Below are 23,401 nucleotides of genomic sequence, written 5' to 3'. Positions count from 1 at the left end.
ACCTCAGTTCTCGTCCTCTGGGCCCTCATCGACATCGGGCATATCCTTACCCGCGATTTCGTCCTCGCGCCGCCGGCGCTTTGGCTTGGCCTCCAGCGTTTTGGCCGGTTTCGCCGTCGCCGTATCGTCGGCTGGCTCGTCCTCGCGAACCATATGCATGGGCGGTGCCTTGCCGTCCTTGCCCACGCCGAAATACAAAGTCTGGTGTGGGAAGGGGATTTCGATGTCGCGCGCGTCAAATATCCGCTTCACGATGGCGTTGTAGGCCCGCTTGATGCCCCATTGCTTGCCGGGCAGCGTCTTGATGCGGGCCCGCAGCACCACTTCGCTCGCCCCGAACGCATTGACGCCCATCCATTCGAAATCGTCGATGATCGCACTCGTATATTCGGGATCGGCCCGCAATTCTTCGAACGCATCAAGCATGGCCTGGCGGGCTTCTTCGACATTCTCGCGATAGCCCACTCCCATGTCGATGACCGCATAGGAAAAGCCGCGCATGAAATTGGTGACCGTATCGACCGAGGAAAACGGAATGATGTGATAGGAGCCCTCGATGTCGCGCAGCGAGACCGAGCGGATGGTCAACCGCTCGACGACACCTGAAATTCCGCCAACCGATACAACGTCACCCACATCGATAGCCCCTTCAAGCTGGATGAAGATGCCAGTGATGATGTCCTGCACCAGCTTTTGCGCCCCGAAACCGATGGCGAGGCCCAGAACACCGGCCGAGGCCAGAAGCGGGGCAATATTGATGCCGACTTCAGACAGAACGAACATCAGCGTGATGACGATGAGAGCAATGGTCAACGCATTGCGCAACAGAGCAAACAGCGTCCGCTTGCGCGCCGTGGCGCCCGGCGCCAGTTCGGGATTGACCTGGCTGTCCATCCAGGTGTTGAGCCCCACCCAGGCAAGGACCGCGACACTCAGTATGATAAGGATCGTCACCGCCGATCCGGCCACCCGCGCCCCGAACTCGCCTTCAATAAAGTCGACAAAGTTGAAAAAGCCCAGCTTGTGCAGGCAGAAGATCACGATCGAGCCGATAATGATGAACCGCGCCACCTTGAGCACGGCGGGCACGATCTTGTGCAATTGCCGCTGCAGCTCGGGCGAACGCCTGCGCAGGCCTTCGGGCAGGTTAAACCCCTTGCGGGCGCTGCGCTTGATGAGATTGAGAATCACCACCCCGATCATGATGGCGATCACCACCTGCACATTGTCCCAGACATAGGCCTGAAACTGGACGCTGGTCCGTGTCAGAGCGATCACCGCCAGAACGGCCAGGTAGATCAGCGCAAAGATGTGCCAGTTGCGGATCGGCAGGCCCAACCCGCGCTGCGCCTCCTTGTTCTCGATCATCGCCATCAGCTTGTGTTTGACCGGCTGGCGCGCCACCATCACCGCCACTGCCATGGCAATCAGCGTCAAAAGCAAAAGGACAACCGAAATGGCCCGCCCCGCTGCAAACGAAACGCTGGCGGCTATAAGCGGCAGCACCATCATCTGCCCGAAAACGAACAGCGAGATGATGAACCGCGACCACCCCATCACCGATTTCGCCTCGCCGTCCGACAGATGCACGAGCCGCTGCTCGGGCAGGTTGGGCGAAACAATGGTCAGGATGATCGCCATCACGATTTCGACCATCAGGAACGCATTGAGATAGAGCGCATGCTCGAGCCGGATTACCCCGGCCTCGCCTAGAAACACCGCCGCGATGCCATAGCCCACGGCATAGGGAATGGCCGCCGCCAGCACGTCGAGCATGAATTCGAGAACCAGCGCCACCGGCTTGGCGATCCAGCCGCCTGAATTGAACAGCGCCCGCAGCCGCTCGCGCGGAATGCGCACCAGCCGACGCATCAAAAACAGTCCGCCATAGGTCAGAACCACCAGAGCGGCGACATTGGCCAGAATGGCCCACAGCGCATTGAGCTCCGAAAGCGAAAGTGCCGCAAAGATTTCCGGCGTGGCGGTCAGCTGCCGCCACAGCTGACCCAGCGAGGCCATGGTGTTCTCGACCGCAGATAGGGTGACGTCGGAAATCTGACCGCCGATCGACTGCAATTCATTGCCCTCGCCGCCCTCGGTCGATTCGGTGGCGCCATCACTCGTCGCGCTGCCTTCGAGCCCCGCTTCCAGTTCGGCAATCAGTGCATCGCGCGCTGCATCGTCGCGCAGCACCTCGATCAGCTGGCTCAGTGCCTCCTGTGGGCTTTCGCTGCCGGTGTCGGTGGCCTCGTCCTGCGCCATCGCTGGCAGGCAAAGCCCCAGACCAATGACTATGACAGCAACGAACCGGAACAGGCGGGGGAGGATAAAAAGCGGCATGGACCTGCAGATGGGCTGATGGAATTTGCGCCGAGGCTACCCGCCTTGTCGCTCCGATTGAACCCCCCGCTTTCCATTCGGTTGCCTGCCACCCAGGATTTTTTGCCCCGCCGTCAATTCCGGGCTTTCGATTGAGGACCGCAATGCTAGTCTGTCGCAAACGATGTTATGGGAGGCTGCAATGGCTGTGGGCAGGATTTTCATTGGCGTGGGCGGCTGGACGTTCGAGCCTTGGCGCGGCACCTATTACCCCGAAAAACTCACCCAGAAGCGCGAGCTCGAACACATGGGCTCGACCATGACCGGGGTCGAGGTCAACGGCACCTTCTATGGTTCCCAAAAGCCCGAAAGCTTCCGCAAATGGCACGACGAAGTGCCCGAAAATTTCATGTTCACATTGAAGGGCACCCGCTACGCGACCAACAAGAAGGTGCTGGCCGAGGCCGGCGAATCGGTCAACCGTTTCACCTCGTCGGGCATCGTCGAACTCAAGGACAAGCTCGGCCCCATCAACTGGCAGCTCGCCGCCACCAAGAAGTTCGATCCCGCCGATTTCGGCGCATTTTTGAAACTCCTGCCCGCCACTCAGGACAACAGGGCCCTCCGTCACGCCGTGGAGGCCCGCCACGAAAGTTTTGCCAATGCCGAGGCTGTCGCCCTGGCCCGCGAGGCCGGCGTGGCGCTGATCACCGGCGCCGATGCCGAATATTCGGTGATCGCCGACCCCACTGCCGATTTCGTCTATCTGCGCCTCCAGGGCACCTCCGAGGACAACGAAAAAGGCTATTCGGAAAAAGCCCTCGACGCCTGGGCCGACCGCATCGTCACCTATGCCAAAGGCGGCGTCCCCGACGATCTTCCCAGCTTCGGCCCTGCACCAACCGAAAAGCCTCGCGACGTCTTCGCCTTCGTGATTTCCGGCTTCAAGGAAAAAAACCCCGCCGCCGCAATGGCGCTGATCGAAAGGGCGAAAAAGCGCGCCGGCTGACCTCGGTCAGCAACGTTCACGCAAACCGCCGCGCTGCGTCCACCGCCAGCCCCAGCCCCACGGCGCCGAACCGGTCCGATTGTGCGATGTGCGCATGGGCAAAGCGCGTATCGACCAGCGCCCGCACCTGGCGCACCTGGGCGCCGCCGCCGGTCAGGATCACCGTTTCGATCGCCTCCGCGTTTACACCCGCTGCCATGAGCGCATCGTCCAGCACTGCCCCGATCTTTTCGGTCAGCCCCGCGCTCGCTGCTTCGAATTCCGCCCGCGTCGTGGCAATGGCCAGCGACAGCCCCGGCTCATCAAGCGTGATATCGACCATCGGCGTATCGGTCAGCGCAATCTTTGCCTTTTCCACCTGCCCGGCCAGCCGGTGTCCCGAGCGGTGGACGAGGAGGTGCCTGAACCGCTCAAGCTTTTCCGGTTCCTCCGCTTCGCGCTGCAATTCGCGGATGTCGCGCAAAATCTCCGGGCGATAGAGCTGGTTGATCTTATGCCAGGTCGCCATGTCGTGAAAATACCAGCGCGGCATCTCCCGCTTGCCGTCGCGCGTCATGGTTCCGCTCCCCATTTCGGGCATCACCTTGAAAATGTTGAGCTGACGGTCGAAATCGGTGCCGCCCACATGCACGCCCGTCGTGCTCAAGATGTCCTGTCGCCGGTCGGCGCTGGCCCGGCGTTCCGGCGAAAGCCTGAGCACCGAAAAGTCCGATGTGCCGCCCCCGATATCGACAACCAGCGCCAGCGCTTCGGCCTCCAGCGTGCGCTCGAAATGTAGCGCCGCCGCTACCGGCTCGAACTGAAATTCGACATGGGAAAATCCAACGCCGCGTGCCGCGGCTTCCAGCTGGTTCTGCGCTGCCCGGTCGGCGCTTTGGTCTCCGTCGACGAAATAAACTGGCCGCCCCAGAACCACATGCTCGGGCATCGCCCCGGTGTGCGCGGTCAGCCTGTCGCGCAAATGGCTCAAAAACCGCCCGATCAACCCCTCAAACCCGATCCGCTCGCGACCGATCTGGGTCGTCTCCTCCATCAACTGGGTTCCCAGCACCGATTTGAGCGCCCGCATGAACCGCCCTTCGGCCCCGTCCATATATTCATGCACCGCCGACCGCCCGAAATGGGTGCTCTGGTCCTCGAAACTGAAAAACAGCGCCGAAGGCAACGTTACCTCATCCCCCTCGACCGGAATCAGCACCGGCGCGCCATCGGGCTGGACCACACCGATAGTGGAATTGGTGGTGCCGAAATCGACGCCACAATAAAGCGATGACATGAGAGAAGGCTTTCAAGTGGGCAATAGCTGCTTGCCGATGGAAATACCTCCGGCAATGGGGGCGCCCCTCTAGCCTATCCCAGACCCCATGGCAACCGTGCGGTTGTCCGACCCGGTGAAGCCGCGTGTGCCGCATCGACGCTTGGGTCCGCAGCGCTCGCCGGAAATAGATTGTGGCGCGTCCAACATGGGTATGTAAGGACCGGACGATCTATTGCGGTTGAGGCTAGGCGATGGATGGCAGCGTTTCCATTTATCTGGCGCTATTATATCGGCCTGCTCATTTCGAACACTGCCACAGCCGCTGGTGGGCATCACTCGTGTCAAAAATCGCCCGCCGCTTCCCATCTTGACACCCAGGCCAAAACGCCACACATAAAGTTACATGAAGCCACCCGAACCCACGGCCCCCGCTTTCGGCGCCGGCCATGCTGGCACCTATGCGGCCTGCGCGCCCCGCAAGGTGCCCGGTTTCGATGGCCTGCACGCCATGACGTCCCAGCTTCTGGCCGAGCGCGTGCCGCAGGACGGAAAAATTGTCGTGCTCGGGGCCGGTGGCGGGCTGGAGCTTAAAGCGCTGGCCGAACGTCACCCCGGTTGGACGTTCGATGGCGTCGACCCATCAGCCGATATGCTGGCGGCCGCCCGGGAGACCATCGGCGCCCATGCGGCCCGCGTCCACCTGCACCACGGCTATATCGAGGAGGCCCCTGATGGCCCGTTCGAAGGCGCCGTGTGCCTACTGACCTTCCACTTTATCCCACGCGAAAACCGGCTTGAAACGCTCCGCCAGATCCGCCGCCGCCTGGTGCCCGGCGCGCCTTTTGTCCTCGCCCATATCAGCTTTGCCCAGATCGAGCCCGAGCGCAGCCAATGGATCGCTCGCCACATCGCCTTCGGTGGCGGCGATCCACAAAACCAAGCCGCCCGCGCCTCCATCGCCACAAGCCTCTTCATCCTCTCACCGCAAGAGGACGAGGCCATGCTGGAAGAGGCCGGATTTACCGATATCACCCTCTTTTATGCCGGCCTGAGTTTCCGCGGTTGGGCGTGCTACGCCTGACAGCACGGAACACGCCGCCCCGTTCGACGGAAGTAATGCTCCACGTCCTTCTCAGGGCTCTCTGTCGCGCTAAGCGACCTTCCGCGCCGCCTGATCCGCCGCAAACGCCCGACCGAACCGGTTTGCCAGAAACGCATCGAGGTCTATCTCTTCCTGCGCCACGAACCCCTTCTGCGCCAGATCGCCCGCCGCCAGCATGTCGAGCACCGTACAGATGCCCGCAGCCGTGGTGATCTGGATGGCCGAGCGTTCTTTCTTGCCCACATAGCCTGAAAGCACCGTGCGTTCGAAGATCTCGTGCGCCGGCTTGCCGACCCTGGTGCCAGTCACATCGATCCGGATCACCACCATGTCCTGCTTGGTCGGGGTCAGCGCGTGGCGAAAAATGTCCAGCGCCAGATCGCGCCGGTCTTTGAGATTCAGGTCGTTGAGCAGCAGCTTCATGATGCGCGCATGGCCGGGATACCGGATGGTGCGATAGTTGAGATTTCTGACCTTGCCCAGCAGTTTTTCCGGCGTCGAACCCAGTCCGCCCGAGGTGTTGAACGCTTCGTAATCCACCCCGTTGATGGTCAGCTGCTCGATATCCTCGAGCGGCGCGATTTCGGCCATCTTCCCGTCAACGATCGCTTCGCACGGCTCGCAATATTCGTTGATCACCCCCTCAGGCGACCAGGTCAGCGCGTAATTGAGCACATTGGTCGGAAACTGGGGCAGCGCCCCCACCTTCATGGCGACAGTATCGAGCGTATCGAACTTTTTCGCCAGGCTCATCGCTGCAATGGCAATGAACCCCGGCGCCAGCCCACATTGAGGGATGAACGCCGTTTCCGCCTTCGCCGCGATCTCCTTGACCCGCCGGGTCGATTTCACGTCTTCGGTCAGATCGAGATAATGGACTTTTGCCGCCGCGGCGGCTTCGGCGATCCGCGTGGTCAGCGAGTAGGGAGCCGCTGATAGGACAGCGAACTTCCCTTCCAGAATTTTTTCCAGTTCCCCCGGGTCGGCCACTTCGCAGCGCGCCGTCTTCACCTTCGCATCCGTATCGAGCGCCGCCAGCGCGTTGGAGGAACGGTCCACCACCGTCACCGAATAGTCGCCACTTTGGCTGGCCATGTCCGCGATGGTTGCGCCAATGCGTCCGGCACCGATAACAACGATCTCTTTCATCCCAAAACCCCTCTTGGTCAAAGATCCCAAATGTTGGGCACCAAACGCTCAACTTCACAGCTTTTGGCGTCATTGTTTGACATGATGACACACAGTTTCGTTGATTTGCAGACTACTATCAGACATAATCGCAGCTTTAAAAAAGCAAATAGCCGAAAATTTACGCCACAATGACGAAAATTAACGCCGATCGCCAACTGATCGCCCTGCTGCGCGAAAATGGCCGCATGCCGGTCGCCGAGATTGCAAGAAAGCTGGGAATTTCCAGGAGCACGGCCCAGTCGCGCCTCGAAAAGCTCGAGCGCAACGGCACCATTGCCGGCTATGTCGTAAAGCTCTCCTACGACTATCTGGCCGGCCAGATTCGCGCCCACCTGATGGTCACGGTCTCGCCCAAGCTCGCGCCCAAGGTCGTCAGGTTCCTCGATGATTTGATCGAAGTCCGCACCGTCCACTCGGTCTCGGGCAGCTTTGACATGATCGTCATCGTCGAAGCCCCCTCAGTCGCCGAACTCGATGCCGTCATCGACAAAATTGGTGCGCTCGACGGAGTCGAGCGCACCATGTCATCAATCATTCTCTCGACGCGGATCGACCGTTAAGAACCTGTGCCTTGGAATTCCGCCACCGTATCCGCGGCAATCTGCTGCAGAAAAGCGGCGGTCTCACCATCCAGCCGCCCGTAGTAATCATACGCCAGCCCGACCGGCGAAGCATCATAAAGCGTCGCATAGGTCGTTGCTGCCGCCAGGTAGGTGCCTGCCAGATTGGGGTGGCTGTGGTCGAACTCCATATGCAGTTCGAGGTCAGGCCGCTCCGCATACGCCTTGGCAAATGCCAGTCCCACCGGGATCACCAGTGCATCGACTTCTGCTCCGACCTCGGTATAGAGCGCGGCCAGATTGGCGGTCATTTCCGGATCGTGGCTGTTGTGCCCCTCGGCATAGGCGTGGCTCATGTAAAGCACGGTTTGTGCGCCGCTTTCATCAATCAGCGCATCGGCTGCAACAACCGCGTCACGGAAGCGTTCGCTGCGCGATTCCGAATTGGCCGCCGCGCTGTGACCCTGCAGGATTACCACGTCGAAGGGCTCATCATACCCGATTGCATCGGGTGTGAGGTAATGGCCGAACGGGTGCATATCGAGCGAGCCGCCCGAAATGGTGATGGAGCGATAGGCAAGATCATCGATCCCCTGGCCTTCTCCGACCATTCGGCTGGTATGGTTGTGCAGGCTGTCATTGTAATAGAAGTACGAATTGCCAACGAACAGGATTTGCCTGGGGGCATCCAGTCCGACGTCGGAAGCGCCGGGTTGAGCGGCGATTTCCTGGCCGAAAGCTGAACTAGAGGCGAGCAGAACCATGGCTCCAACAAGGGAGCGGGTAGCGATAGTCATTTGATTTTCCTCCATATTCCAAACGCCTGTGCACTGAGAGGCGGCACAGGGATGGAGATTGATGGCTAGCCCTGCATGGAGGTCGCGGCAATCGGCGGCGGAAAAAATCTTCCGCCTTTTTTGCCCTTGGTCTGTCCAGTGGGTGGGAACGGGAACATTATCCCCGCTTCTGTGTATGGTGTTCTACCCATCGCCATGAATCGCTATTTGCGGATTTCATAGAGTCGAAAGCGATTTGCGCTCGGCGCAAATGCCATAAGGAAGTGATTGTCGCCGATCTTGTAGATTTCGGCCACGGCGTCGAACTCGCGCTGCTCCTCGGTGACCTCGCCCGGAGTCATTGCAGAATAGATCCGCGGGTCTTCATAGCCATAATAGAGGGCGCCAACAAAGAACACGGTTTCCGCGTCGAGTTGGGCCATAAGCCCCCGGTGCCGCTGACTGCCCGAGTTCTTGTCGAAGACCATGGCTTGGGCTTCCGGATAAATCCGTGCGGGGAAATACTGATAGATAAAGGCGCCATAATCGGTCGCCTGAAGCGAACGCATCCGCCATGAACCATCAAGCTCTTCGATCGAGAACGCCAGATGCTCCGCTTCGATCAGACGTTCAAATTCAGGAATGGCATCAAGGGTTTCCTGATCCTCTGAGCTGTCCTTGAGTTCATCGAGCAGCGCCTGAAGTCCGGTCTCCCAGCCTTTGGCAAGTGATTGGTCCTCAGGATATAGCCGCCCGAACAGTGACTTGGCGTAACCCCCGGTATCGGGGGCCTGCCCGAGCGCCGGCATGCCGAGCATGGCGGCTATGAAAATGGTCAGGATGCGCGTCACCATTATCCTCCGATTGTCACCGACCGATCGGGTCGCGTCGGGTACAGTGACCGTGCTCTAGGGCACCATTCTGGCAAAAGGGCCTCTCTAGCGCGCGATTTTCCGCCCCGTGTCCGCATCGAAGCAATGCAGATGCGCATGCTCGATATAAAGCGTAAGCTTGTCGTCATGCTCACCAGGATGGATGCCCTGCGTGCGCAGAACCAGTTCCTTGGCGATCCCCTCCGCATGCGCATAGACCAGGCTTTCCGAGCCGACCAGTTCGACTGCGTCGACAATGACCTCGAGCTTGAAGTGTGGTTTGGCCGGGGCCGTTAACGTCATGTCTTCGGGACGAATGCCGATGGTGCCGCACTGGGAGGAAACGAAATCAGGCAGGTCGCCCGCCACCCGTGCGAGCGCCGCTGTGTCGAGCAGGTTCATGCCCGGAGATCCCATGAAGCCGGCAACGAACACCGATGCGGGGTTTGTATAGATGTCGAGAGGCTTTCCAACCTGTTCGATCCGCCCGCTGTTCATGACCACCAGCTTGTCGGCCAACGTCATGGCTTCGAGCTGATCATGTGTCACATAAACCGAGGTCGTGCCCAGCGTGCGCTGCAACCGGCGGATTTCCACCCGCATCTGGCCGCGCAGCTTGGCATCGAGATTGGACAGCGGTTCGTCGAACAGGAATGCCTTGGGCTTGCGCACGATGGCCCGTCCCATGGCCACGCGCTGGCGCTGACCGCCGGAAAGCTGACGCGGCTTGCGATCGAGAAACGGTTCGATCTCGAGAATGCGCGCCGCTTCGTTGACGCGCTCATCGATCTCGGCCCTCGGCGTCTTGCGGTTTTTCAACCCGTATTCGAGATTGCCGCGCACGCTCATATGAGGGTAAAGCGCATAGTTCTGGAACACCATTGCAATGTCGCGCTCGGCCGGTTCGAGCTTGTTGACGAGCTTTTCGCCGATCCGCACTTCGCCCGAAGTGATGGTTTCGAGCCCGGCCAGCATGCGCAGCAAGGTCGATTTCCCGCAGCCCGAGGGACCGACGAGAACGACGAGTTCGCCATCCTCGATCGAAAGGTCGATGCCTTTGATCGCCTGGACATTGCCGGGATAGACCTTGCGGACGTCGGAGATTTCAATTGTAGCCATTGTGTTATTTCTCGGTTTCGACGAGGCCCTTGATGAACAGGCGCTGCAAGAGGAGGACGACGAGCACGGGCGGGACCATGGCGAGCATTACGGTCGCCATGACAAGGTTCCAGGCCGGCTCCCTGTCGGTATTGGCCATCAGCCGTTTGATACCCATCACGATTGTGTAGAACTGCTCTTGAGTGGTGATGAGGAGCGGCCAGAGATATTGCACCCAGCCATAGATGAACATGATCACAAACAGCGCGGCGATATTGGTGATCGAAATGGGAATCAGGATGTCCTTGAAGAACTTCATTGGACCCGCGCCATCGACCCGTGCCGCTTCCATCAGCTCCTCGGGCACCGTCATGAAGAACTGCCGGAACAGGAAGGTGGCCGTCGCCGACGCGATCAGCGGCAGGGTGAGCCCGGCATAGGAATTGAGCATCCCAAGGTTTGCCACCACCGCAAAGGTCGGGATGATGCGCACCTCGACCGGCAGCATCAGGGTGACAAAGATCATCCAGAAGGCCAGGAGCCGGAACGGGAAGCGGAAATAGACGATGGCGAAGGCCGACGTGATCGAAATGGCGATCTTGCCCACGGCAACGATCATCGCCATCCAGAACGAATTGCCCAGCATCAGCCACACCGGCGGTGTGCCGGCCACTTCGAGCCCCGAGCCCAGCATCTGGGAATAGGTGGCACCCATATTGTCGCCCGGCAAAAGCGGCATGACGCCACGAATGAAGGCTGCGGGTTCGTGGGTCGAGGCGATGAACGCGACATAGACCGGAAAGGCGACGATCAGAACGCCGACGATCAGGATGAGATGGGTGAGGAAATCGAGCCAGGGCCTGTTTTCAACCATGTCTGGGTCCTTCCTAGTAATTGACCCGGCGTTCCACGTAGCGGAACTGGATGAAGGTGAGGATGATCACGATACCCATCAAGAGCACCGACTGGGCCGATGATGAACCGATGTTGAGCCCGGCCACGCCGTCCGTATAGACCTTGTAGACCAGCGTCATCGTTGCCTGTCCCGGTCCACCTTCCGTCGTGGCGTCGATCACACCGAAGGTCTCGAACATCACATAATTGATGTTGATGATCAGAAGGAAAAACGTGGTCGGAGAGAGTAGCGGAAAAACGATGGTCCAGAACCGTTTGAACGGTCCGGCGCCATCGATCGAGGCGGCTTCGGACAGCGAGGCGGGGATCGATTGCAGCCCGGCGACGAAAAACAGGAAATTATATGAAATCTGTTTCCAGGCAGCGGCAATGGTGATCAGCGCCATGGCCTGGGTGCCGTTGACGCGATGGTTCCAATCGATGCCGAACCAGTCGAGCACATAGGGCAGAAGGCCGATCGTTGGGTTGAACAGAAACCACCAGAGCACACCGGCAACCACCGGGGCCACGGCATAGGGCCAGACCAGCAAGGTTGTATAGGCTTTCGCCGTGCGCAATACCCGATCGACGCAGACGGCCAACAGAAGCGCAAATCCCATCGACAGCACGGTGACCGAAACAGCGAACACCGCGGTTCGGCCAAGCGCATTGAGATAGCTTGGGTCCGACAGGATGCGGGTGTAATTCTCGAACCAGACGAACGTCGTGCGGAAGCCAAACGGATCCTCGCGCTCGAAGCTCGACTTAACTGCCTGGCTGGCCGGCCAGATGAAAAAGATCGCGGTAATGGCCAACTGCGGCGCCAGAAGCGCATAGGGAAGCCAGCGATTGGTAAAGATCGACCGTTTGGTCTGCATGCAACGCCCCTGGGTATTGTCTCATCCGCCGGTCTTCTTGCAACGGACCGGTTTAATGGAAGAGACCCCGGCCAGGTAAAGTCGGGGTCGGAATGTTTGAGGTCAGAACCGCTTTAGGAATTGGCGGCCTGGAAATCGCGCAGGATCTGGTTGCCGCGTTCGACAGCCGAGTCCAGAGCTTCCTGGCCGGTCTTTTCGCCGGCGAGAACCGACTGCAGTTCCTCATCCATGATCATGCGAACCTGGGGCATGTTGCCGAAGCGCAGGCCCTTTGAGTTTTCGGTCGGTGCATTAAGGTTGATCTGCTCGATCGCAATGTCAGTGCCGGGATTTTCTTCATAGTAACCCTGCTCCTGGCTCAGCTCGAACGCTGCCTGGGTGATCGGCAGATAGCCGGTGCCCTGGTGCCATTCGGCCTGAACTTCGGCCGAAGAAAGATAGTCGAGGAAAGCGGCGGTTGCCTGATACTCGGCTTCTTCGTGACCGGAGAGGACCCACAGGGTCGCGCCGCCGATGATCGAGTTCTGCGGAGCGCCTTCAACGTCGTCATAATAGGGCAGCATGCCGTAGCCGACTTCGAAGTCGGCATTGGCGACAACACCGGCGCGTGAAGCCGACGAGCCCATATAGATGGCGCATTCGCCCGAATAGAAGGCCGGAGCATTGTCCGAGCCACCGGCCGGTCCGCCATAAACGAAGATGCCTTCATCCTGCCAGCGAGCAAGATCGTCCCAGAAGCGGGCGACGACTTCGTTGTTGAAGGTGAATTCGGAATCCATGCCGCCAAAGCCGTTTTCCAGCGTGCCATAAGGCAAATTGTGCAGGGCCGAGAAGTTTTCCGAACCGATCCATGTGGCGGTGTAGGTGATGGCCATGCCGCAGCTCGCAGCGCCCGACTCGACGATCTGGCGCGAGAACTCTTCGGCCTGCGCCCAGGTGGCCGGGGCAGTTTCGGGGTCGAGGCCAGCCTCTGCGAACACGTCCTTGTTGTAATAGAGGATCGGGGTCGAGGAATTGAACGGCATCGAGAGCATGTTGCCGTTGGTGTCGGTGTAGTAGCCGGTGACGACGGGCAGATAGACCGAAGGATCGAAATTGTTGCCGTGAGCTTCCATCAGCTCATAGACCGGATAGACAGCGCCCTCGGCGGCCATCATCGTGCCCGTGCCGACTTCGTAGATCTGAACGATAGTGGGCTGTTCACCTGCGCGGAAAGCGGCGATGGCGTTGACCATGGTCTCTTCATATTCGCCGCGATAAGAGGCGTTTACGACATACTCGTCCTGAGACGCATTGAAATCCTCGGCGATAGCGGCAACGCGCTCGCCCAGTTCGCCACCCATTGAGTGCCAGAAGGAAATCTCGGTCTGGGCAAACGCCGAAGAGGCGCCCAGAAAAAGAGCCAAACCGGCAGTGCCGCTGGCCAGAAGTGTTTTGAACATGATGTTCTCCCGATCAATGTCATTGCGACCGCATCCGGCCGATGGCTTAAAACCATGGGCGTGATGCCTAGACGGGGCGTGCAAAGCGCAGGTGACAGTATCGTGATGATTGCATGACAGTGGAAAACCCTGACGCGCGCGGCGTCAAGCTTCTCGGGCAAGCTCGCGACAGGTCCTCTGGCCTCCTCCTCACGCCACGATCGTGTGGCCGGCCGCTCCACATTTTTGCGTGAACGACCAAGCTATTGTGACACTATCGTCACAATTAACAACCCGATTCAGCGCGCTGATTTCGCCCTGTAGAAAACCGCGAAAACTTCGAGGTGGGTCGAATAGGCGAACTGGTCGATCGGCGTCACCGCACTGATGCGATATCCGCCCGCGATCAGAATGGCGGCATCCCGGGCAAAGCTCTGAGGGTCGCAGCTGACATAGGCAATTGTCGAAACCTTTGACCTGGCCAGTTCCTCGGCCTGGGCCTTGGCGCCGGCCCGCGGCGGATCGAGCACCACAGCATCGAAGCGATTGAGCTCGAATACGCCGAGTGGTTCGCGAAACAGGTCACGCCGCTCGGCGGTTATGGGTTTGAGCCCTTTGGTATTGCGTCTTGCGGTATCAAGCGCATCAATGGCGTGGATATCGGAATCGGCGGCGAACACCGGGGCGCTGGCGGCGAGCCGAAGAGCAAAGGGGCCGACGCCGCAAAAAAGGTCTGCAACCTGCTTGCCACCCCGCACCGCCTCAATGACCAGAGATGCCAGGACCTCTTCGGCTCTTGCGGTTGCTTGCAGGAAGCTCGATACGGGTAGGGGCACATTTGATGGCCCCATCGCAACCATAGGCCGACGCAAAAGGATCAGAGGCTCGCCATTGAGCGAGAGCCGTGCGAGATCGAACCGCTGAGCGATCTTGGTCAGCGGCGCACCGGCCCTGGCGCCCTTGGCCCGGATGGCAACGTCGAGGCCCGTATCGCTGGCTGTAAGGCTCACATCACACGGCCCCACCACGGTCGCGATGGCGCGCGAAATTTCGGGCGCACGCGCCAATGGAGGCACCAGAATGGGGCAGGTATCCACATCGTGAATCGCATGGCTGCGCAGCGCCATGAAACCGGCCGCCGATTTCGTGGCATGCATTGTGACCCGCCGACGACCAGCGCCGTGAGCGGTGATCGGGTCGGCGACTGTGGCGTCAACGCCGGCACGCGATAGCGCATCAACAATCAGGCCACGCTTGAACTGGCGGTAGTGCTCCGCCTCGAGATGTTGCAACTGGCAGCCCCCGCACGCACCATAATGGGGACAGAACGGTTCGACCCGCTTCGGACTGGGGGTAACTATCTCGACAAGACGCCCGCGACTGCCCTCGATTGTCGCGGTGACGTTTTCCCGTTCGAGGGTCAGCGGGACAAAGACAGGTTTACCATCGAGCGTCGCAACGCCCTCACCCCGATGCCCGAGGCGCTCGATCGTGAGGGTTTCAATGCGGCTCATTTCGCGGTTGAATTCTCACCGGCCGCGAGACGATCCTCGACCGCGGCGCGCTCGGGAATCGATGGTTGGGCACCCGGCGTCAGACACGCCAGTCCGGCTGCAACCGAAGCCCGTTTCATTGCCGGGGACAGCTCGTTTCCCTCCGCCAGCCCAGCAGCCAGATAGCCCACGAACGTATCGCCGGCGCCGACGGTATCGACCGGTTTGATCTTGAGCGATGGAACGGTGGTGACCGTCCCATCCGCCGCGGCAATGGCGCCGCGCGAACCGAGTGTTGCCACGACAATATTGCCGAACTTCTCCGACAGCCAGACGACGGCTTCGGTCTCGTCAAGCTTGGGAGCGTCGAGCATTTTGAGCACCCCGGCCAATTCCGTCTCATTGACCACCAGGACATCAACATTGTCCAGCAGTGCCAGATCGAAGTCCATGAACGGCGCAAGATTGAGAACGACTTTGGCGCCGTTCTCGCGAGCCAGCGCCGCGGCGCCCAGCACCCCCTCCATCGGCGTTTCCAACTGCAGCAGGAGATAGTCGCCCTCCGCAATCCCCGCCTGCTCCAGCGCCGCTGCCGTCAGACGCGAATTGGCACCGGGCAGCACGGTGATCATGTTTTCCCCTGCGTCATCGACGATGATCAGCGCAGTGCCGGTATGCCGGTCCATGCGCCGCACGCCCGACAGGTCGATCTCCGCTTCGCTCAGAAGGGCGAGTGCGCGCGTCGCGAAATCGTCGCCGCCAACGCACCCCACCATCTTGACCTCCGCGCCGGCCCGGCTGGCCGCAAGCGCCTGGTTGCCGCCCTTTCCGCCAGGCGAAAATTCAAGGCTCGTGCCCAGAACGGTTTCGCCCGGCCGCATCAGCGTGGGCGCTTGGCCAATCAGATCGATATTGATGGAGCCGAACACAACGATCACGGCAACTGTCCTCCCGGGCATCAATTTTTCTTCTTGTGCCAGAGGAAAAGCATCGAACTCAAATGATTTCGTCACTGGGCGGGCCATCCGCTATCTGGCGCCGTCAATAGATGGCCTTTCACTTGCACCGGTTCACCCCGCAGAACCGGCAAGACCGTGCTCCACTACGGTCGGAGGCAATGGTGCCCTGTCGGTTTCGGATGTCTTATTCGACGATGATAGCCGGAGAAAAGCCCAGAATCGGCCAGGAGCGCGCCTTTTCGACGCATTGGCACAACATCGAACTACGTCATTGCGAGAGAGATACTCACCCTCCTCAATGAAGAAGGCAATGCTGTCGCAACGCTTGCGGCGTGCGCCTCAGAATAGGTCTTCTCTGCGGGTTTCGGGGTCCATCAGCGCATGGACTCTGTCCGCCCCCAGCCGGGCGAGCTTTAACAGCATCGCTTTGCGCCGCGCGCCGGGCAAGGGATCGTGCTGCGCGTGGCGCAGGATATCCCCCCAATGGCCGTCGGCCACCATCAGCCCTTCTTCTGCGGGGAAAATTTCGGCATCGAGTTCCGGCGGCTTGCAGAAAAAGAACCGGTCGCAAAAATCCTTGTAGTTGGGCCATTTGGCGTCGACCTTATAGTCCATAAGGCTCGACTTGATTTCCACGATCCAGATTTCCCCTTTGCCGCCCAGTGCAATTACGTCGGCACGCCGCCCGTTGGAAAGCGGCACTTCGGCAAAGCACGTCATGTCATAGACCGAACGCAGAAAACGCATCACGCCCCGCTGCACGCGCAGCGCGGTGGGTGACTGACGACCATCGACGATCTGGGGCTCGATGCTGGATTCGGTCTGGCTCATGTTCTCATTTTATTCTTTCTGAACGGTAGTGGCCAGACCCTCGATATTTCAGAAATGAAATACTGGTTGCGAACACGTCTGTAGCGCCCAGCAGTCGCCTGGCCGCATAGTGGGACTGTCGATGAGCATCCTTCATCGCCTGTCATCCATATTTCAAATGTAGGACAAGGCGCGTCGAGCGCGCCTGAAAGGCCGCGCCATGTTCAAATCCGCTTTCGTGATGCTGCGTGATTGGATCGTTTTCCACCAGACCTATAGTGCGCTGAGGCGGCTCGATCCTCATCTGAGGCGAGACCTGGGGCTAAGCGAGGCCGATCTGCGACGCATCAGCCGCAAGGTGATGCACGAAAAAGGTCCCATCAGCCTGTTTGCGCTGCGCGAGGACAACGAAGAGCTACAAGCTGAAGGCCGGCGTGCTGTTGCGCTTACAGCGCCATCTGCGTGCGGACCAGTCCCCCGTGACGCTCAAGAAACGCAACGATTTCGTCGACGCCCTTACCCCGCTTGAGGTCTGTAAAGACGTGGGGCTGGCCATCGCGCATCCGCTGGGCATCGGCCTCCATGACGTCCAGATCGACTTCGACATAAGGGGCCAGATCGGACTTGTTGATGATCAGCATGTCCGAGCGCGTAATGCCCGGCCCGCCCTTGCGCGGGATTTCCTCTCCCTGGCAGACCGAGATGACATAAAGCGTGATGTCGGCAAGGTCCGGCGAAAACGTCGCCGCCAGATTGTCGCCGCCCGATTCGATAAAGACGATATCGAGATCGGGGATGCGGGCATTGAGCTCGGCAATCGCGCGCAGATTGATTGATGCATCCTCGCGGATGGCCGTATGTGGACAGCCGCCGGTTTCAATCCCCAGGATCCGGTCCTCGGGCAGCGCCTGCAGGCGCGCCAGCATCATGGCGTCTTCCTTGGTGTAGATGTCGTTGGTGACGACGCCCACCGAATAATTGTCGCGCAGCGCCTTGCAGAGTTTTTCGGTGAGCGTGGTTTTGCCCGATCCCACCGGACCTCCGATTCCGACGCGGAGCGGGCCGTTTTTTGAACTCATGATCGAAAAATCCTTACCCTGAGATCTTCATGTTTGATGCTTGCAATATCGGTGCCATAGGAAAGGCCCGAAATATCGGCCAATTGGGCCGAATGGGCCTCTGTGCTCATCTGTGCGATCTCTGCTTCGAGGCTGGCCTGAACGGCAAGGCCCGCCGTTTGCCCAAGAGGGATGAGCCGCACGCCGACCGATATCTGTTGGGCGACGGCGCTGTTGGCAAAGCCCGCGATTGCCGCTCCAGGTGAAACACGGTGCAGGCCAGCCATTGCGCCAAATGCGATCGGTAAGGCCATGGCTTGCTCGAAAGCGGCGTTAAGCGCATCTGGCGCGCGCATCGGCCATGCCGATGCCGCTTGCAGAAAGGACTTCCCCTGTTCGCGCGTTTCCTTGTCGCGCTCAGCCGATACCTGCAGCGCGAGGCATACTTGATTGGCCTCGGCAAGCGTTGTCCAATCGCAATTGGCTACCGCGCGGGCAGCGATGGCGAGAAAATAGGCATCGGTACGCAGGTTGCCACGATGCAACTGACCGCTGATCCAGCCGGCAAGTTGGTCCTTGTCCCTGACGCGCCCATCGGCAATGGCCGTCTCAAGACCCTGACTATAGGCAAACCCGCCAATGGGGAACGCCGGCGAGAGCCAGGAAAACAACCGGATCAAGGCGGTCTGCTCATCCATGATGATGGTGCGTGTGTCCGTTCTCGTGGCCCGAATAGGCACCGCGTAGCGGCGAAAACGGTGCGCGGATCTCCGCGACTTTGGCCCCGAGCCCTTCCAGCATGTCCTTGATGACGTGGTCGCGTCCGATCAGAAGCCGCTCTGGTACGCCCGATTTGGCCTCGATCTGGCAGGGCAGATGGCGGTTGCCGATATGCCAGCACAATTGGGCAAGATGGGCCGTGCTGTTGCCGGTGATCGCATAGAGCGGTTCTTTGGCCGCGACGATTTCGGCAAAACGGCCGTCCTCGAGCCTCAGTGCATCGCCGGTTTCCAGCGCTACGGTATGAGGCAGGTCGACAAGAACGTCGAGCCCATTGTCGAGCGTCACCAGCTTGCGGCGCAGGGCGCGCTGATCATGGGCCAGTTCGGCCCTCCCAGCGAGAGCGCCTTGCCATTTGCCTTTCGTTTCAACGCCTGTCGCGCGCATCCCATCCTCATTGTCAGTCCGTTCCTGTGGAGGATCCGATGCAAGAACCACGCCAGCGATCAGGGGATATCCTGAGCGGCGTGACAGGTGATCGGTTCGGCCTCGGCCTCATCGGTGCCGTCCATAATGTTGGTGAACATCGCCTCATTTCCGCGCGACCACCATTCATACTGTCCCGAAACATAGCGGGCGCCAGAGGCGGAGATGACGTTGACGAAAATCATGTCCTCGCCCTCGATCGGCACAATGGCGAGAAAAGTCGGATGCGCGTTGATGTATTGCACATCCATTGGCTCGTCGATCCCGTCACATTGATAGGTCATCACATCACGCTGGGCGTTGCCGTCGAACTCGAGAACGAACTGCATGGACGTTTCCACTGCGCTGGCGGGAAGCGCAGCAAGAGCCAGACAAACGACAAGTGCAAAGGGCTTCATGATTGGCCTCCTGTGAGATTTGACCGATGAAGCCTAGCATCGGATTCCGGGCAGCACCATGACTGGTCCAATCACACAATGGCAAAGACGATACCGTAGACAATGGCGCCGCCCAGCGTCGCCAGCGAGACGTCACGCCGCCAGAAATAGATCCCGATCACAGCGCCTGAGCCCAGCACGAGCGGAGCATTGGCATGCAGCTCTGGCGACAGCATGGGCAGGATCGCCCCGACATAGAGCGCGGCGATGGCCGCCGGTCCGGTTGCCGACAGGAACCGGCTCAAGGGTGCCGCGGGATCACCCGTGCCGCGCATGAAATGCGTCGGCAAAAAGCGCAGCATCCAGGTCCCGAGCCCGACGAGCAGCGTAACAATGAAAAATTCGATGTTCATTGCCGCTTCCTGACCGCCAAACCCGTGAACGCGCCGATCACCATCCCGCCCAGTATCCCGACCGTGGGCGAAATGAGCAGGATCAACGGCAGCGTAACGCATGCTGTGACGATCACTACGGGAATATGTTCCTTGGTTAGAAGTGAAAGCGCCATGGCCAGAAAAAGTGCAGGCATGAGAAAGCCCATGGCCGCATCGACCGCGGGCCATTCAGCCAGCGAAGTGCCGAGAAAGGCGCCTATCGCCGTGCCGGTCACCCAGGAAAGATAGGGGCCCGCGGCGATTCCGAACATGAATCGCGGCGAAAAATGATCCTTTGAGCGATTGAGCGCGATGATTGCCGAACCGAATGCGCCGTCGGAAAGGAAAAAGCTCCACGCCCAGGCATGGCGTCGCGTTGCCCGGTCACGGGCCGCTTCAAGGATCGCCGGACCGTAAAAAACGTGCCGCAGATTGGTGGCGATGATCGACACCGCAGTGACCAGGATCGGCGCACCCGCTCCCACCAGCGCCAGAACCAGAAACTGACTCGCTCCCGCATAGACCACCGCCGAGAGCATGATAGCATCCAACGCCGAAAAGCCCGCCTTGATAGCAGCAATGCCAAACGCAACGCCGACCGGCACATAACCGATGGCGATGGGCGTTGACGCATTTGCGCCGGAGCGGAAACTGGCGAGGGGAGAGGACATGGAAGGGTCATCGAGGATGGATAGTGCTACCCTCTATAGGGCCGATCTTTTCGGAAAGCCAGATGCCTGCCCGGCTCGTGCTAGAACAGGAAATAGCGCTGTGCCATGGGCAGAATGTCGGCAGGTTCACACGTCAGCAATTCACCATCGGCTCGCACTTCATAGGTCTCCGGATCGACGGTTACCTCGGGGGTAGCGCTGTTGTGGACCATCGCTGATTTGCCGATGCCGCCCCTCGTGTTGTCGACTGCCAGCATTGATTTGTCGACGCCCAGGCTGTCCTTGAGCCCGCCTTCGAGCGCGGCCTTGGAAACGAAGGTTACCGACGTGTTGGCAATCGCTTTGCCATAGGCGCCGAACATGGGGCGGTAGTGCATGGGCTGGGGTGTCGGAATCGAGGCATTGGGATCGCCCATTGGTGCGGTGGCGATCATTCCGCCCATAAGCACCAGTTCGGGCTTTACCCCGAAAAAGGCCGGGTTCCAGATAACCAAATCGGCCCGTTTGCCCACTTCGATCGATCCGATATGGGTCGAAATCCCGTGGGCGATGGCTGGGTTGATCGTGTATTTCGCGATATAGCGCTTGACCCGGAAATTGTCGTTGTCGCCGGTCTCTTCTGGCAGAGGCCCGCGCTGGCGTTTCATCTTGTCGGCGGTCTGCCAGGTGCGGATGATCACTTCGCCCACCCGGCCCATGGCCTGACTATCCGAGGAAATGATCGAAAAGGCGCCGATATCGTGCAGGATATCCTCGGCGGCGATCGTTTCCTTGCGGATACGGCTTTCCGCGAACGCCACGTCCTCGGCAATCGAGGGATCGAGATGATGGCACACCATGAGCATGTCGAGATGCTCGGCCAGCGTGTTGCGCGTGTAGGGGCGTGTGGGATTGGTGGATGAAGGGATGACGTTTTCCAGCCCGCACACCTTGATGATATCTGGCGCGTGTCCGCCGCCGGCGCCTTCGGTATGGAAGGCGTGGATGGTCCGGCCCTTGAAGGCTTCGATCGTGTCTTCGACAAAGCCCGATTCATTGAGCGTGTCGGTGTGGATCATCACCTGAACGTCATAGGCGTCGGCAACCGAAAGGCAGTTGTCGATGGCTGCGGGCGTCGTGCCCCAGTCCTCATGCAGCTTGAGCGCGGCGGCGCCGCCCATGACCATTTCTACAAGTGCCTCGGGCTTTGAGGCATTGCCTTTGCCGGCCAGCGCGATGTTCATGGGAAAGGCGTCAAATGACTGGATCATCCGACCCAGATGCCAGGCGCCGGGCGTGCATGTAGTGGCGAGCGTGCCATGGGCCGGCCCCGTGCCGCCGCCCAGCATCGTGGTCAGGCCCGAGGTCAGAGCCTCCTCGATCTGCTGGGGACAGATGAAATGGATATGAGCGTCGAAGCCGCCAGCCGTCACGATCTTGCCTTCGGCCGCAATCGCCTCGGTACCAGGGCCCACGATGATGTTGACACCCGGTTGGGTATCGGGATTTCCCGCCTTGCCGATCGCCGTGATCATACCGTCCTTAAGGCCGATATCGGCTTTGTAGATTCCCGTGTGATCGACGATCAGAGCATTGGTGATTACCGTGTCGACGGCGCCTGCGGCGCGAGTAACCTGTGATTGCCCCATGCCGTCACGGATCACCTTGCCGCCACCGAACTTGACCTCTTCGCCATAGAGCGTGAAGTCCTTTTCCACCTCGATGAACAGCTCCGTATCGGCCAGCCGCACCTTGTCGCCGGTTGTTGGGCCGTACATGTCGGCGTAAAGCGCGCGGGAAATTCTGGCAGCCATGATCAGCTCCTCGTCAAAGGGAAAATTCCGCTTTTTGAGCGGGTTCGGTCCAATTTGAGTGCGTCCGATTGCCCTGAAACAATTTGCAACCGGAAGCCCGCTTGCTCGTTTGTAGGCTCCAGAGGGGCGGTAAAACCGAACTCAAACGGAGAATGAAAATGAAAAAGCTCTCTGCTCTTGCTCTTGGTACGGCTCTGACTCTGTCGATGCCACTTGCAGCCATGGCCCAGGACGCTGACGCTGGTGTCACCCTTGATGGTGGTGTCCAGACTGAACTGGGCGGCGAAGATGCCGGCGCCGACGTTGGAGTCGACGCTGGGGTTGATGTTGGCGTTGACGCCGGAATGCCGTCCGAAGGCGCCGGTGAAACGAGCGTTGGCGTGGGTGCCGACGCATCGGCTGGCGCTTACACCTACGCTGATCTTGACGATGCGATCCATGGTGCGGGCACTGCCGATTTCTCGGCTGTGACTGCGGATACCGAAATCGAAATCGTCGAAATCTCCTCGCTTGGCGAAGACGGCGAATTCACCGCTGATGCTTTCGCGGAGTCTCGTGCCGATTTCCAGGGCGATATCGACCTTCTGCAATCCAACATTTCGGGCAACGCCGACATCACGGCCGCTCTTGAGGCGGAAGGCTATACCGAAAGCGACGTTGTTGCTGTCTGGACCCAGGCCGACGGCGCGCTGACGGTCTTCGTTGACAGCCAGAGTTCGGCTGAAGCCGACGCGGCTGGAGACGCCATGGAATCTGACATGAGCGTCGAGGGCGAAGCCGAGGCAGACGCGTCTGTCGAAGGCGAAGTGGCGCAATAAACGCCGAGATGACAGGTATGACGGGCGGGGTGCTATAGCACCCCGCCTCTTTTTTTGCCCGCAAAGGAAATTGCCGGCGCGTCTCATGTCATTTGTCCAGCGGACCCATGACCATCTGGCGAAACCCGAACACACGCCGGTCCCCATCAAGCGCGACAAGGGTTACTTCACGGGTCTGCCCCGGTTCGAACCGAACGGCTGTGCCGGCGGCAATATCGAGCCGCATGCCGCGGGCCTGCTCTCTTTCGAATGCCAGCCCGGCATTTGTTTCGAAAAAATGGTAATGACTGCCCACCTGAATGGGCCGGTCGCCAGTGTTGGCAACCTCGAGCGTGACGGTTTCGCGCCCCGCATTGAGTTCGATTTCGCCAGCTTTGGGTATGATTTCGCCCGGAATCATGTCG

General features: G+C 59.9%; 25 protein-coding genes. 5 read left to right on the top strand and 20 right to left on the bottom strand.

Annotated elements, in window-relative coordinates; genetic code table 11:
• Positions 1 to 3 precede the first annotated feature (3 nt).
• Positions 4 to 2,340 carry a mechanosensitive ion channel domain-containing protein gene (locus tag OF122_RS19195; protein WP_264225772.1) on the bottom strand — a complete coding sequence of 779 codons (2,337 nt, stop codon included), beginning with the start codon at positions 2,338 to 2,340 and terminating at the stop codon, positions 4 to 6.
• Positions 2,341 to 2,521: 181 nt separating this feature from the next.
• Here OF122_RS19195 and OF122_RS19190 point away from each other — a divergent pair, with 181 nt between their 5' ends.
• Positions 2,522 to 3,328 carry a DUF72 domain-containing protein gene (locus tag OF122_RS19190; RefSeq protein WP_264225771.1) on the top strand — a complete coding sequence of 269 codons (807 nt, stop codon included), beginning with the start codon at positions 2,522 to 2,524 and terminating at the stop codon, positions 3,326 to 3,328.
• Between the two features lie 16 nt (positions 3,329 to 3,344).
• On the opposite strand, the gene OF122_RS19185 is transcribed toward OF122_RS19190, so the two are convergent.
• Positions 3,345 to 4,604, bottom strand: coding sequence for an Hsp70 family protein (locus tag OF122_RS19185; RefSeq protein WP_264225770.1), 1,260 nt, complete (start codon positions 4,602 to 4,604; stop codon positions 3,345 to 3,347).
• A gap of 385 nt (positions 4,605 to 4,989) precedes the next feature.
• Between OF122_RS19185 and OF122_RS19180 the strand changes: the two genes are divergently transcribed.
• Positions 4,990 to 5,667, top strand: a complete 678-nt coding sequence (locus tag OF122_RS19180) for a class I SAM-dependent methyltransferase (RefSeq protein ID WP_264225769.1) — start codon at positions 4,990 to 4,992, stop codon at positions 5,665 to 5,667.
• Between the two features lie 69 nt (positions 5,668 to 5,736).
• Here OF122_RS19180 and OF122_RS19175 read toward each other — a convergent pair whose 3' ends face one another.
• Positions 5,737 to 6,837 carry a saccharopine dehydrogenase family protein gene (locus tag OF122_RS19175; protein WP_264225768.1) on the bottom strand — a complete coding sequence of 367 codons (1,101 nt, stop codon included), beginning with the start codon at positions 6,835 to 6,837 and terminating at the stop codon, positions 5,737 to 5,739.
• Between the two features lie 170 nt (positions 6,838 to 7,007).
• On the opposite strand from OF122_RS19175, the gene OF122_RS19170 reads away from it, so the two are divergent.
• A complete protein-coding gene (locus tag OF122_RS19170; RefSeq protein ID WP_264225767.1) occupies positions 7,008 to 7,439 on the top strand; it encodes an Lrp/AsnC family transcriptional regulator in 432 nt (143 codons plus the stop codon).
• Here OF122_RS19170 and OF122_RS19165 read toward each other — a convergent pair.
• The 9 genes from OF122_RS19165 to OF122_RS19125 all read right to left on the bottom strand — a co-directional run bounded on the left by OF122_RS19165 (position 7,436) and on the right by OF122_RS19125 (position 16,661).
• On the bottom strand, positions 7,436 to 8,236 hold the full coding sequence (locus OF122_RS19165) for a DUF4886 domain-containing protein (protein ID WP_264225766.1): 801 nt from the start codon (positions 8,234 to 8,236) through the stop codon (positions 7,436 to 7,438). The two genes, OF122_RS19170 and OF122_RS19165, sit on opposite strands and share 4 nt — an antisense overlap.
• Before the next feature lie 203 nt (positions 8,237 to 8,439).
• Entirely contained in the window at positions 8,440 to 9,069 is a 630-nt protein-coding gene (locus OF122_RS19160; RefSeq protein WP_264225765.1) for a DUF4893 domain-containing protein, read from the bottom strand.
• 84 nt (positions 9,070 to 9,153) lie between these two features.
• Complete coding sequence (locus OF122_RS19155; RefSeq protein WP_264225764.1) at positions 9,154 to 10,206, bottom strand: sn-glycerol-3-phosphate import ATP-binding protein UgpC; 1,053 nt, start codon at positions 10,204 to 10,206, stop codon at positions 9,154 to 9,156.
• Positions 10,207 to 10,210: 4 nt separating this feature from the next.
• The gene (gene ugpE, locus OF122_RS19150; protein ID WP_264225763.1) at positions 10,211 to 11,059 is read right to left on the bottom strand and encodes a sn-glycerol-3-phosphate ABC transporter permease UgpE; all 849 of its coding nucleotides are present in this window, start codon (positions 11,057 to 11,059) and stop codon (positions 10,211 to 10,213) included.
• A 13-nt stretch (positions 11,060 to 11,072) separates the two neighbouring features.
• Positions 11,073 to 11,957 (bottom strand): sn-glycerol-3-phosphate ABC transporter permease UgpA, encoded by an 885-nt coding sequence (gene ugpA, locus OF122_RS19145; protein ID WP_264225762.1) that lies wholly within the window; start codon positions 11,955 to 11,957, stop codon positions 11,073 to 11,075.
• A gap of 113 nt (positions 11,958 to 12,070) precedes the next feature.
• A complete protein-coding gene (ugpB, locus tag OF122_RS19140; RefSeq protein ID WP_264225761.1) occupies positions 12,071 to 13,399 on the bottom strand; it encodes a sn-glycerol-3-phosphate ABC transporter substrate-binding protein UgpB in 1,329 nt (442 codons plus the stop codon).
• A gap of 278 nt (positions 13,400 to 13,677) precedes the next feature.
• Positions 13,678 to 14,892: a class I SAM-dependent RNA methyltransferase gene (locus OF122_RS19135; RefSeq protein WP_264225760.1), complete on the bottom strand. Its 1,215-nt coding sequence runs from the start codon at positions 14,890 to 14,892 to the stop codon at positions 13,678 to 13,680.
• On the bottom strand, positions 14,889 to 15,830 hold the full coding sequence (locus OF122_RS19130; protein ID WP_264225759.1) for a ribokinase: 942 nt from the start codon (positions 15,828 to 15,830) through the stop codon (positions 14,889 to 14,891). The genes OF122_RS19135 and OF122_RS19130 overlap by 4 nt, the downstream gene beginning before the upstream one ends.
• Before the next feature lie 339 nt (positions 15,831 to 16,169).
• Complete coding sequence (locus OF122_RS19125) at positions 16,170 to 16,661, bottom strand: MmcB family DNA repair protein (RefSeq protein ID WP_264225758.1); 492 nt, start codon at positions 16,659 to 16,661, stop codon at positions 16,170 to 16,172.
• Between the two features lie 199 nt (positions 16,662 to 16,860).
• Here OF122_RS19125 and OF122_RS19795 point away from each other — a divergent pair, with 199 nt between their 5' ends.
• A complete protein-coding gene (locus OF122_RS19795; protein ID WP_408636274.1) occupies positions 16,861 to 17,169 on the top strand; it encodes a DUF1127 domain-containing protein in 309 nt (102 codons plus the stop codon).
• Here the strand turns inward: OF122_RS19795 and ureG are convergent.
• From ureG to ureC, 7 genes are all read right to left on the bottom strand, one after another.
• Positions 17,087 to 17,719, bottom strand: coding sequence for an urease accessory protein UreG (gene ureG / locus OF122_RS19120; protein ID WP_264225757.1), 633 nt, complete (start codon positions 17,717 to 17,719; stop codon positions 17,087 to 17,089). The genes OF122_RS19795 and ureG overlap by 83 nt on opposite strands.
• A complete protein-coding gene (locus tag OF122_RS19115; protein WP_264225756.1) occupies positions 17,716 to 18,396 on the bottom strand; it encodes an urease accessory protein UreF in 681 nt (226 codons plus the stop codon). The genes ureG and OF122_RS19115 overlap by 4 nt, the downstream gene beginning before the upstream one ends.
• Positions 18,389 to 18,865, bottom strand: a complete 477-nt coding sequence (locus tag OF122_RS19110) for an urease accessory protein UreE (RefSeq protein WP_264225755.1) — start codon at positions 18,863 to 18,865, stop codon at positions 18,389 to 18,391. Before OF122_RS19110 ends, OF122_RS19115 begins: the two co-directional genes overlap by 8 nt.
• A 59-nt stretch (positions 18,866 to 18,924) precedes the next feature.
• Positions 18,925 to 19,302 (bottom strand): MliC family protein, encoded by a 378-nt coding sequence (locus OF122_RS19105; protein ID WP_264225754.1) that lies wholly within the window; start codon positions 19,300 to 19,302, stop codon positions 18,925 to 18,927.
• Between the two features lie 71 nt (positions 19,303 to 19,373).
• Entirely contained in the window at positions 19,374 to 19,694 is a 321-nt protein-coding gene (locus tag OF122_RS19100) for an AzlD domain-containing protein (protein WP_264225753.1), read from the bottom strand.
• Positions 19,691 to 20,386 (bottom strand): AzlC family ABC transporter permease, encoded by a 696-nt coding sequence (locus OF122_RS19095; RefSeq protein WP_264225752.1) that lies wholly within the window; start codon positions 20,384 to 20,386, stop codon positions 19,691 to 19,693. The genes OF122_RS19100 and OF122_RS19095 overlap by 4 nt, the downstream gene beginning before the upstream one ends.
• Before the next feature lie 80 nt (positions 20,387 to 20,466).
• Positions 20,467 to 22,179, bottom strand: a complete 1,713-nt coding sequence (gene ureC, locus OF122_RS19090) for an urease subunit alpha (protein WP_264225751.1) — start codon at positions 22,177 to 22,179, stop codon at positions 20,467 to 20,469.
• Between the two features lie 158 nt (positions 22,180 to 22,337).
• On the opposite strand from ureC, the gene OF122_RS19085 reads away from it, so the two are divergent.
• Complete coding sequence (locus OF122_RS19085; RefSeq protein ID WP_264225750.1) at positions 22,338 to 22,997, top strand: hypothetical protein; 660 nt, start codon at positions 22,338 to 22,340, stop codon at positions 22,995 to 22,997.
• A gap of 88 nt (positions 22,998 to 23,085) precedes the next feature.
• Here OF122_RS19085 and OF122_RS19080 read toward each other — a convergent pair whose 3' ends face one another.
• Complete coding sequence (locus OF122_RS19080) at positions 23,086 to 23,397, bottom strand: urease subunit beta (RefSeq protein ID WP_264225749.1); 312 nt, start codon at positions 23,395 to 23,397, stop codon at positions 23,086 to 23,088.
• Between the last annotated feature and the right edge of the window lie 4 nt (positions 23,398 to 23,401).

Source organism: Pelagibacterium flavum, from assembly GCF_025854335.1.
Classification (GTDB): Bacteria; Pseudomonadota; Alphaproteobacteria; order Rhizobiales; family Devosiaceae; genus Pelagibacterium; species Pelagibacterium flavum.
The sequence above is the reverse complement of the archived record's forward strand: the minus strand, read 5'-3'. Positions and strand labels throughout refer to the sequence as shown.

Bases quoted from the DNA above. Each gene is read 5' to 3' on its own strand.
- OF122_RS19195 (WP_264225772.1), bottom strand. From the start codon at position 2,340: ATGCCGCTTTTTATCCTCCCCCGCCTGTTCCGGTTCGTTGCTGTCATA.
- OF122_RS19190 (WP_264225771.1), top strand. From the start codon at position 2,522: ATGGCTGTGGGCAGGATTTTCATTGGCGTGGGCGGCTGGACGTTCGAG.
- OF122_RS19185 (WP_264225770.1), bottom strand. From the start codon at position 4,604: ATGTCATCGCTTTATTGTGGCGTCGATTTCGGCACCACCAATTCCACT.
- OF122_RS19180 (WP_264225769.1), top strand. From the start codon at position 4,990: ATGAAGCCACCCGAACCCACGGCCCCCGCTTTCGGCGCCGGCCATGCT.
- OF122_RS19175 (WP_264225768.1), bottom strand. From the start codon at position 6,837: ATGAAAGAGATCGTTGTTATCGGTGCCGGACGCATTGGCGCAACCATC.
- OF122_RS19170 (WP_264225767.1), top strand. From the start codon at position 7,008: ATGACGAAAATTAACGCCGATCGCCAACTGATCGCCCTGCTGCGCGAA.
- OF122_RS19165 (WP_264225766.1), bottom strand. From the start codon at position 8,236: ATGACTATCGCTACCCGCTCCCTTGTTGGAGCCATGGTTCTGCTCGCC.
- OF122_RS19160 (WP_264225765.1), bottom strand. From the start codon at position 9,069: ATGGTGACGCGCATCCTGACCATTTTCATAGCCGCCATGCTCGGCATG.
- OF122_RS19155 (WP_264225764.1), bottom strand. From the start codon at position 10,206: ATGGCTACAATTGAAATCTCCGACGTCCGCAAGGTCTATCCCGGCAAT.
- ugpE (WP_264225763.1), bottom strand. From the start codon at position 11,059: ATGGTTGAAAACAGGCCCTGGCTCGATTTCCTCACCCATCTCATCCTG.
- ugpA (WP_264225762.1), bottom strand. From the start codon at position 11,957: ATGCAGACCAAACGGTCGATCTTTACCAATCGCTGGCTTCCCTATGCG.
- ugpB (WP_264225761.1), bottom strand. From the start codon at position 13,399: ATGTTCAAAACACTTCTGGCCAGCGGCACTGCCGGTTTGGCTCTTTTT.
- OF122_RS19135 (WP_264225760.1), bottom strand. From the start codon at position 14,892: ATGAGCCGCATTGAAACCCTCACGATCGAGCGCCTCGGGCATCGGGGT.
- OF122_RS19130 (WP_264225759.1), bottom strand. From the start codon at position 15,830: ATGCCCGGGAGGACAGTTGCCGTGATCGTTGTGTTCGGCTCCATCAAT.
- OF122_RS19125 (WP_264225758.1), bottom strand. From the start codon at position 16,661: ATGAGCCAGACCGAATCCAGCATCGAGCCCCAGATCGTCGATGGTCGT.
- OF122_RS19795 (WP_408636274.1), top strand. From the start codon at position 16,861: ATGTTCAAATCCGCTTTCGTGATGCTGCGTGATTGGATCGTTTTCCAC.
- ureG (WP_264225757.1), bottom strand. From the start codon at position 17,719: ATGAGTTCAAAAAACGGCCCGCTCCGCGTCGGAATCGGAGGTCCGGTG.
- OF122_RS19115 (WP_264225756.1), bottom strand. From the start codon at position 18,396: ATGGATGAGCAGACCGCCTTGATCCGGTTGTTTTCCTGGCTCTCGCCG.
- OF122_RS19110 (WP_264225755.1), bottom strand. From the start codon at position 18,865: ATGCGCGCGACAGGCGTTGAAACGAAAGGCAAATGGCAAGGCGCTCTC.
- OF122_RS19105 (WP_264225754.1), bottom strand. From the start codon at position 19,302: ATGAAGCCCTTTGCACTTGTCGTTTGTCTGGCTCTTGCTGCGCTTCCC.
- OF122_RS19100 (WP_264225753.1), bottom strand. From the start codon at position 19,694: ATGAACATCGAATTTTTCATTGTTACGCTGCTCGTCGGGCTCGGGACC.
- OF122_RS19095 (WP_264225752.1), bottom strand. From the start codon at position 20,386: ATGTCCTCTCCCCTCGCCAGTTTCCGCTCCGGCGCAAATGCGTCAACG.
- ureC (WP_264225751.1), bottom strand. From the start codon at position 22,179: ATGGCTGCCAGAATTTCCCGCGCGCTTTACGCCGACATGTACGGCCCA.
- OF122_RS19085 (WP_264225750.1), top strand. From the start codon at position 22,338: ATGAAAAAGCTCTCTGCTCTTGCTCTTGGTACGGCTCTGACTCTGTCG.
- OF122_RS19080 (WP_264225749.1), bottom strand. From the start codon at position 23,397: ATGATTCCGGGCGAAATCATACCCAAAGCTGGCGAAATCGAACTCAAT.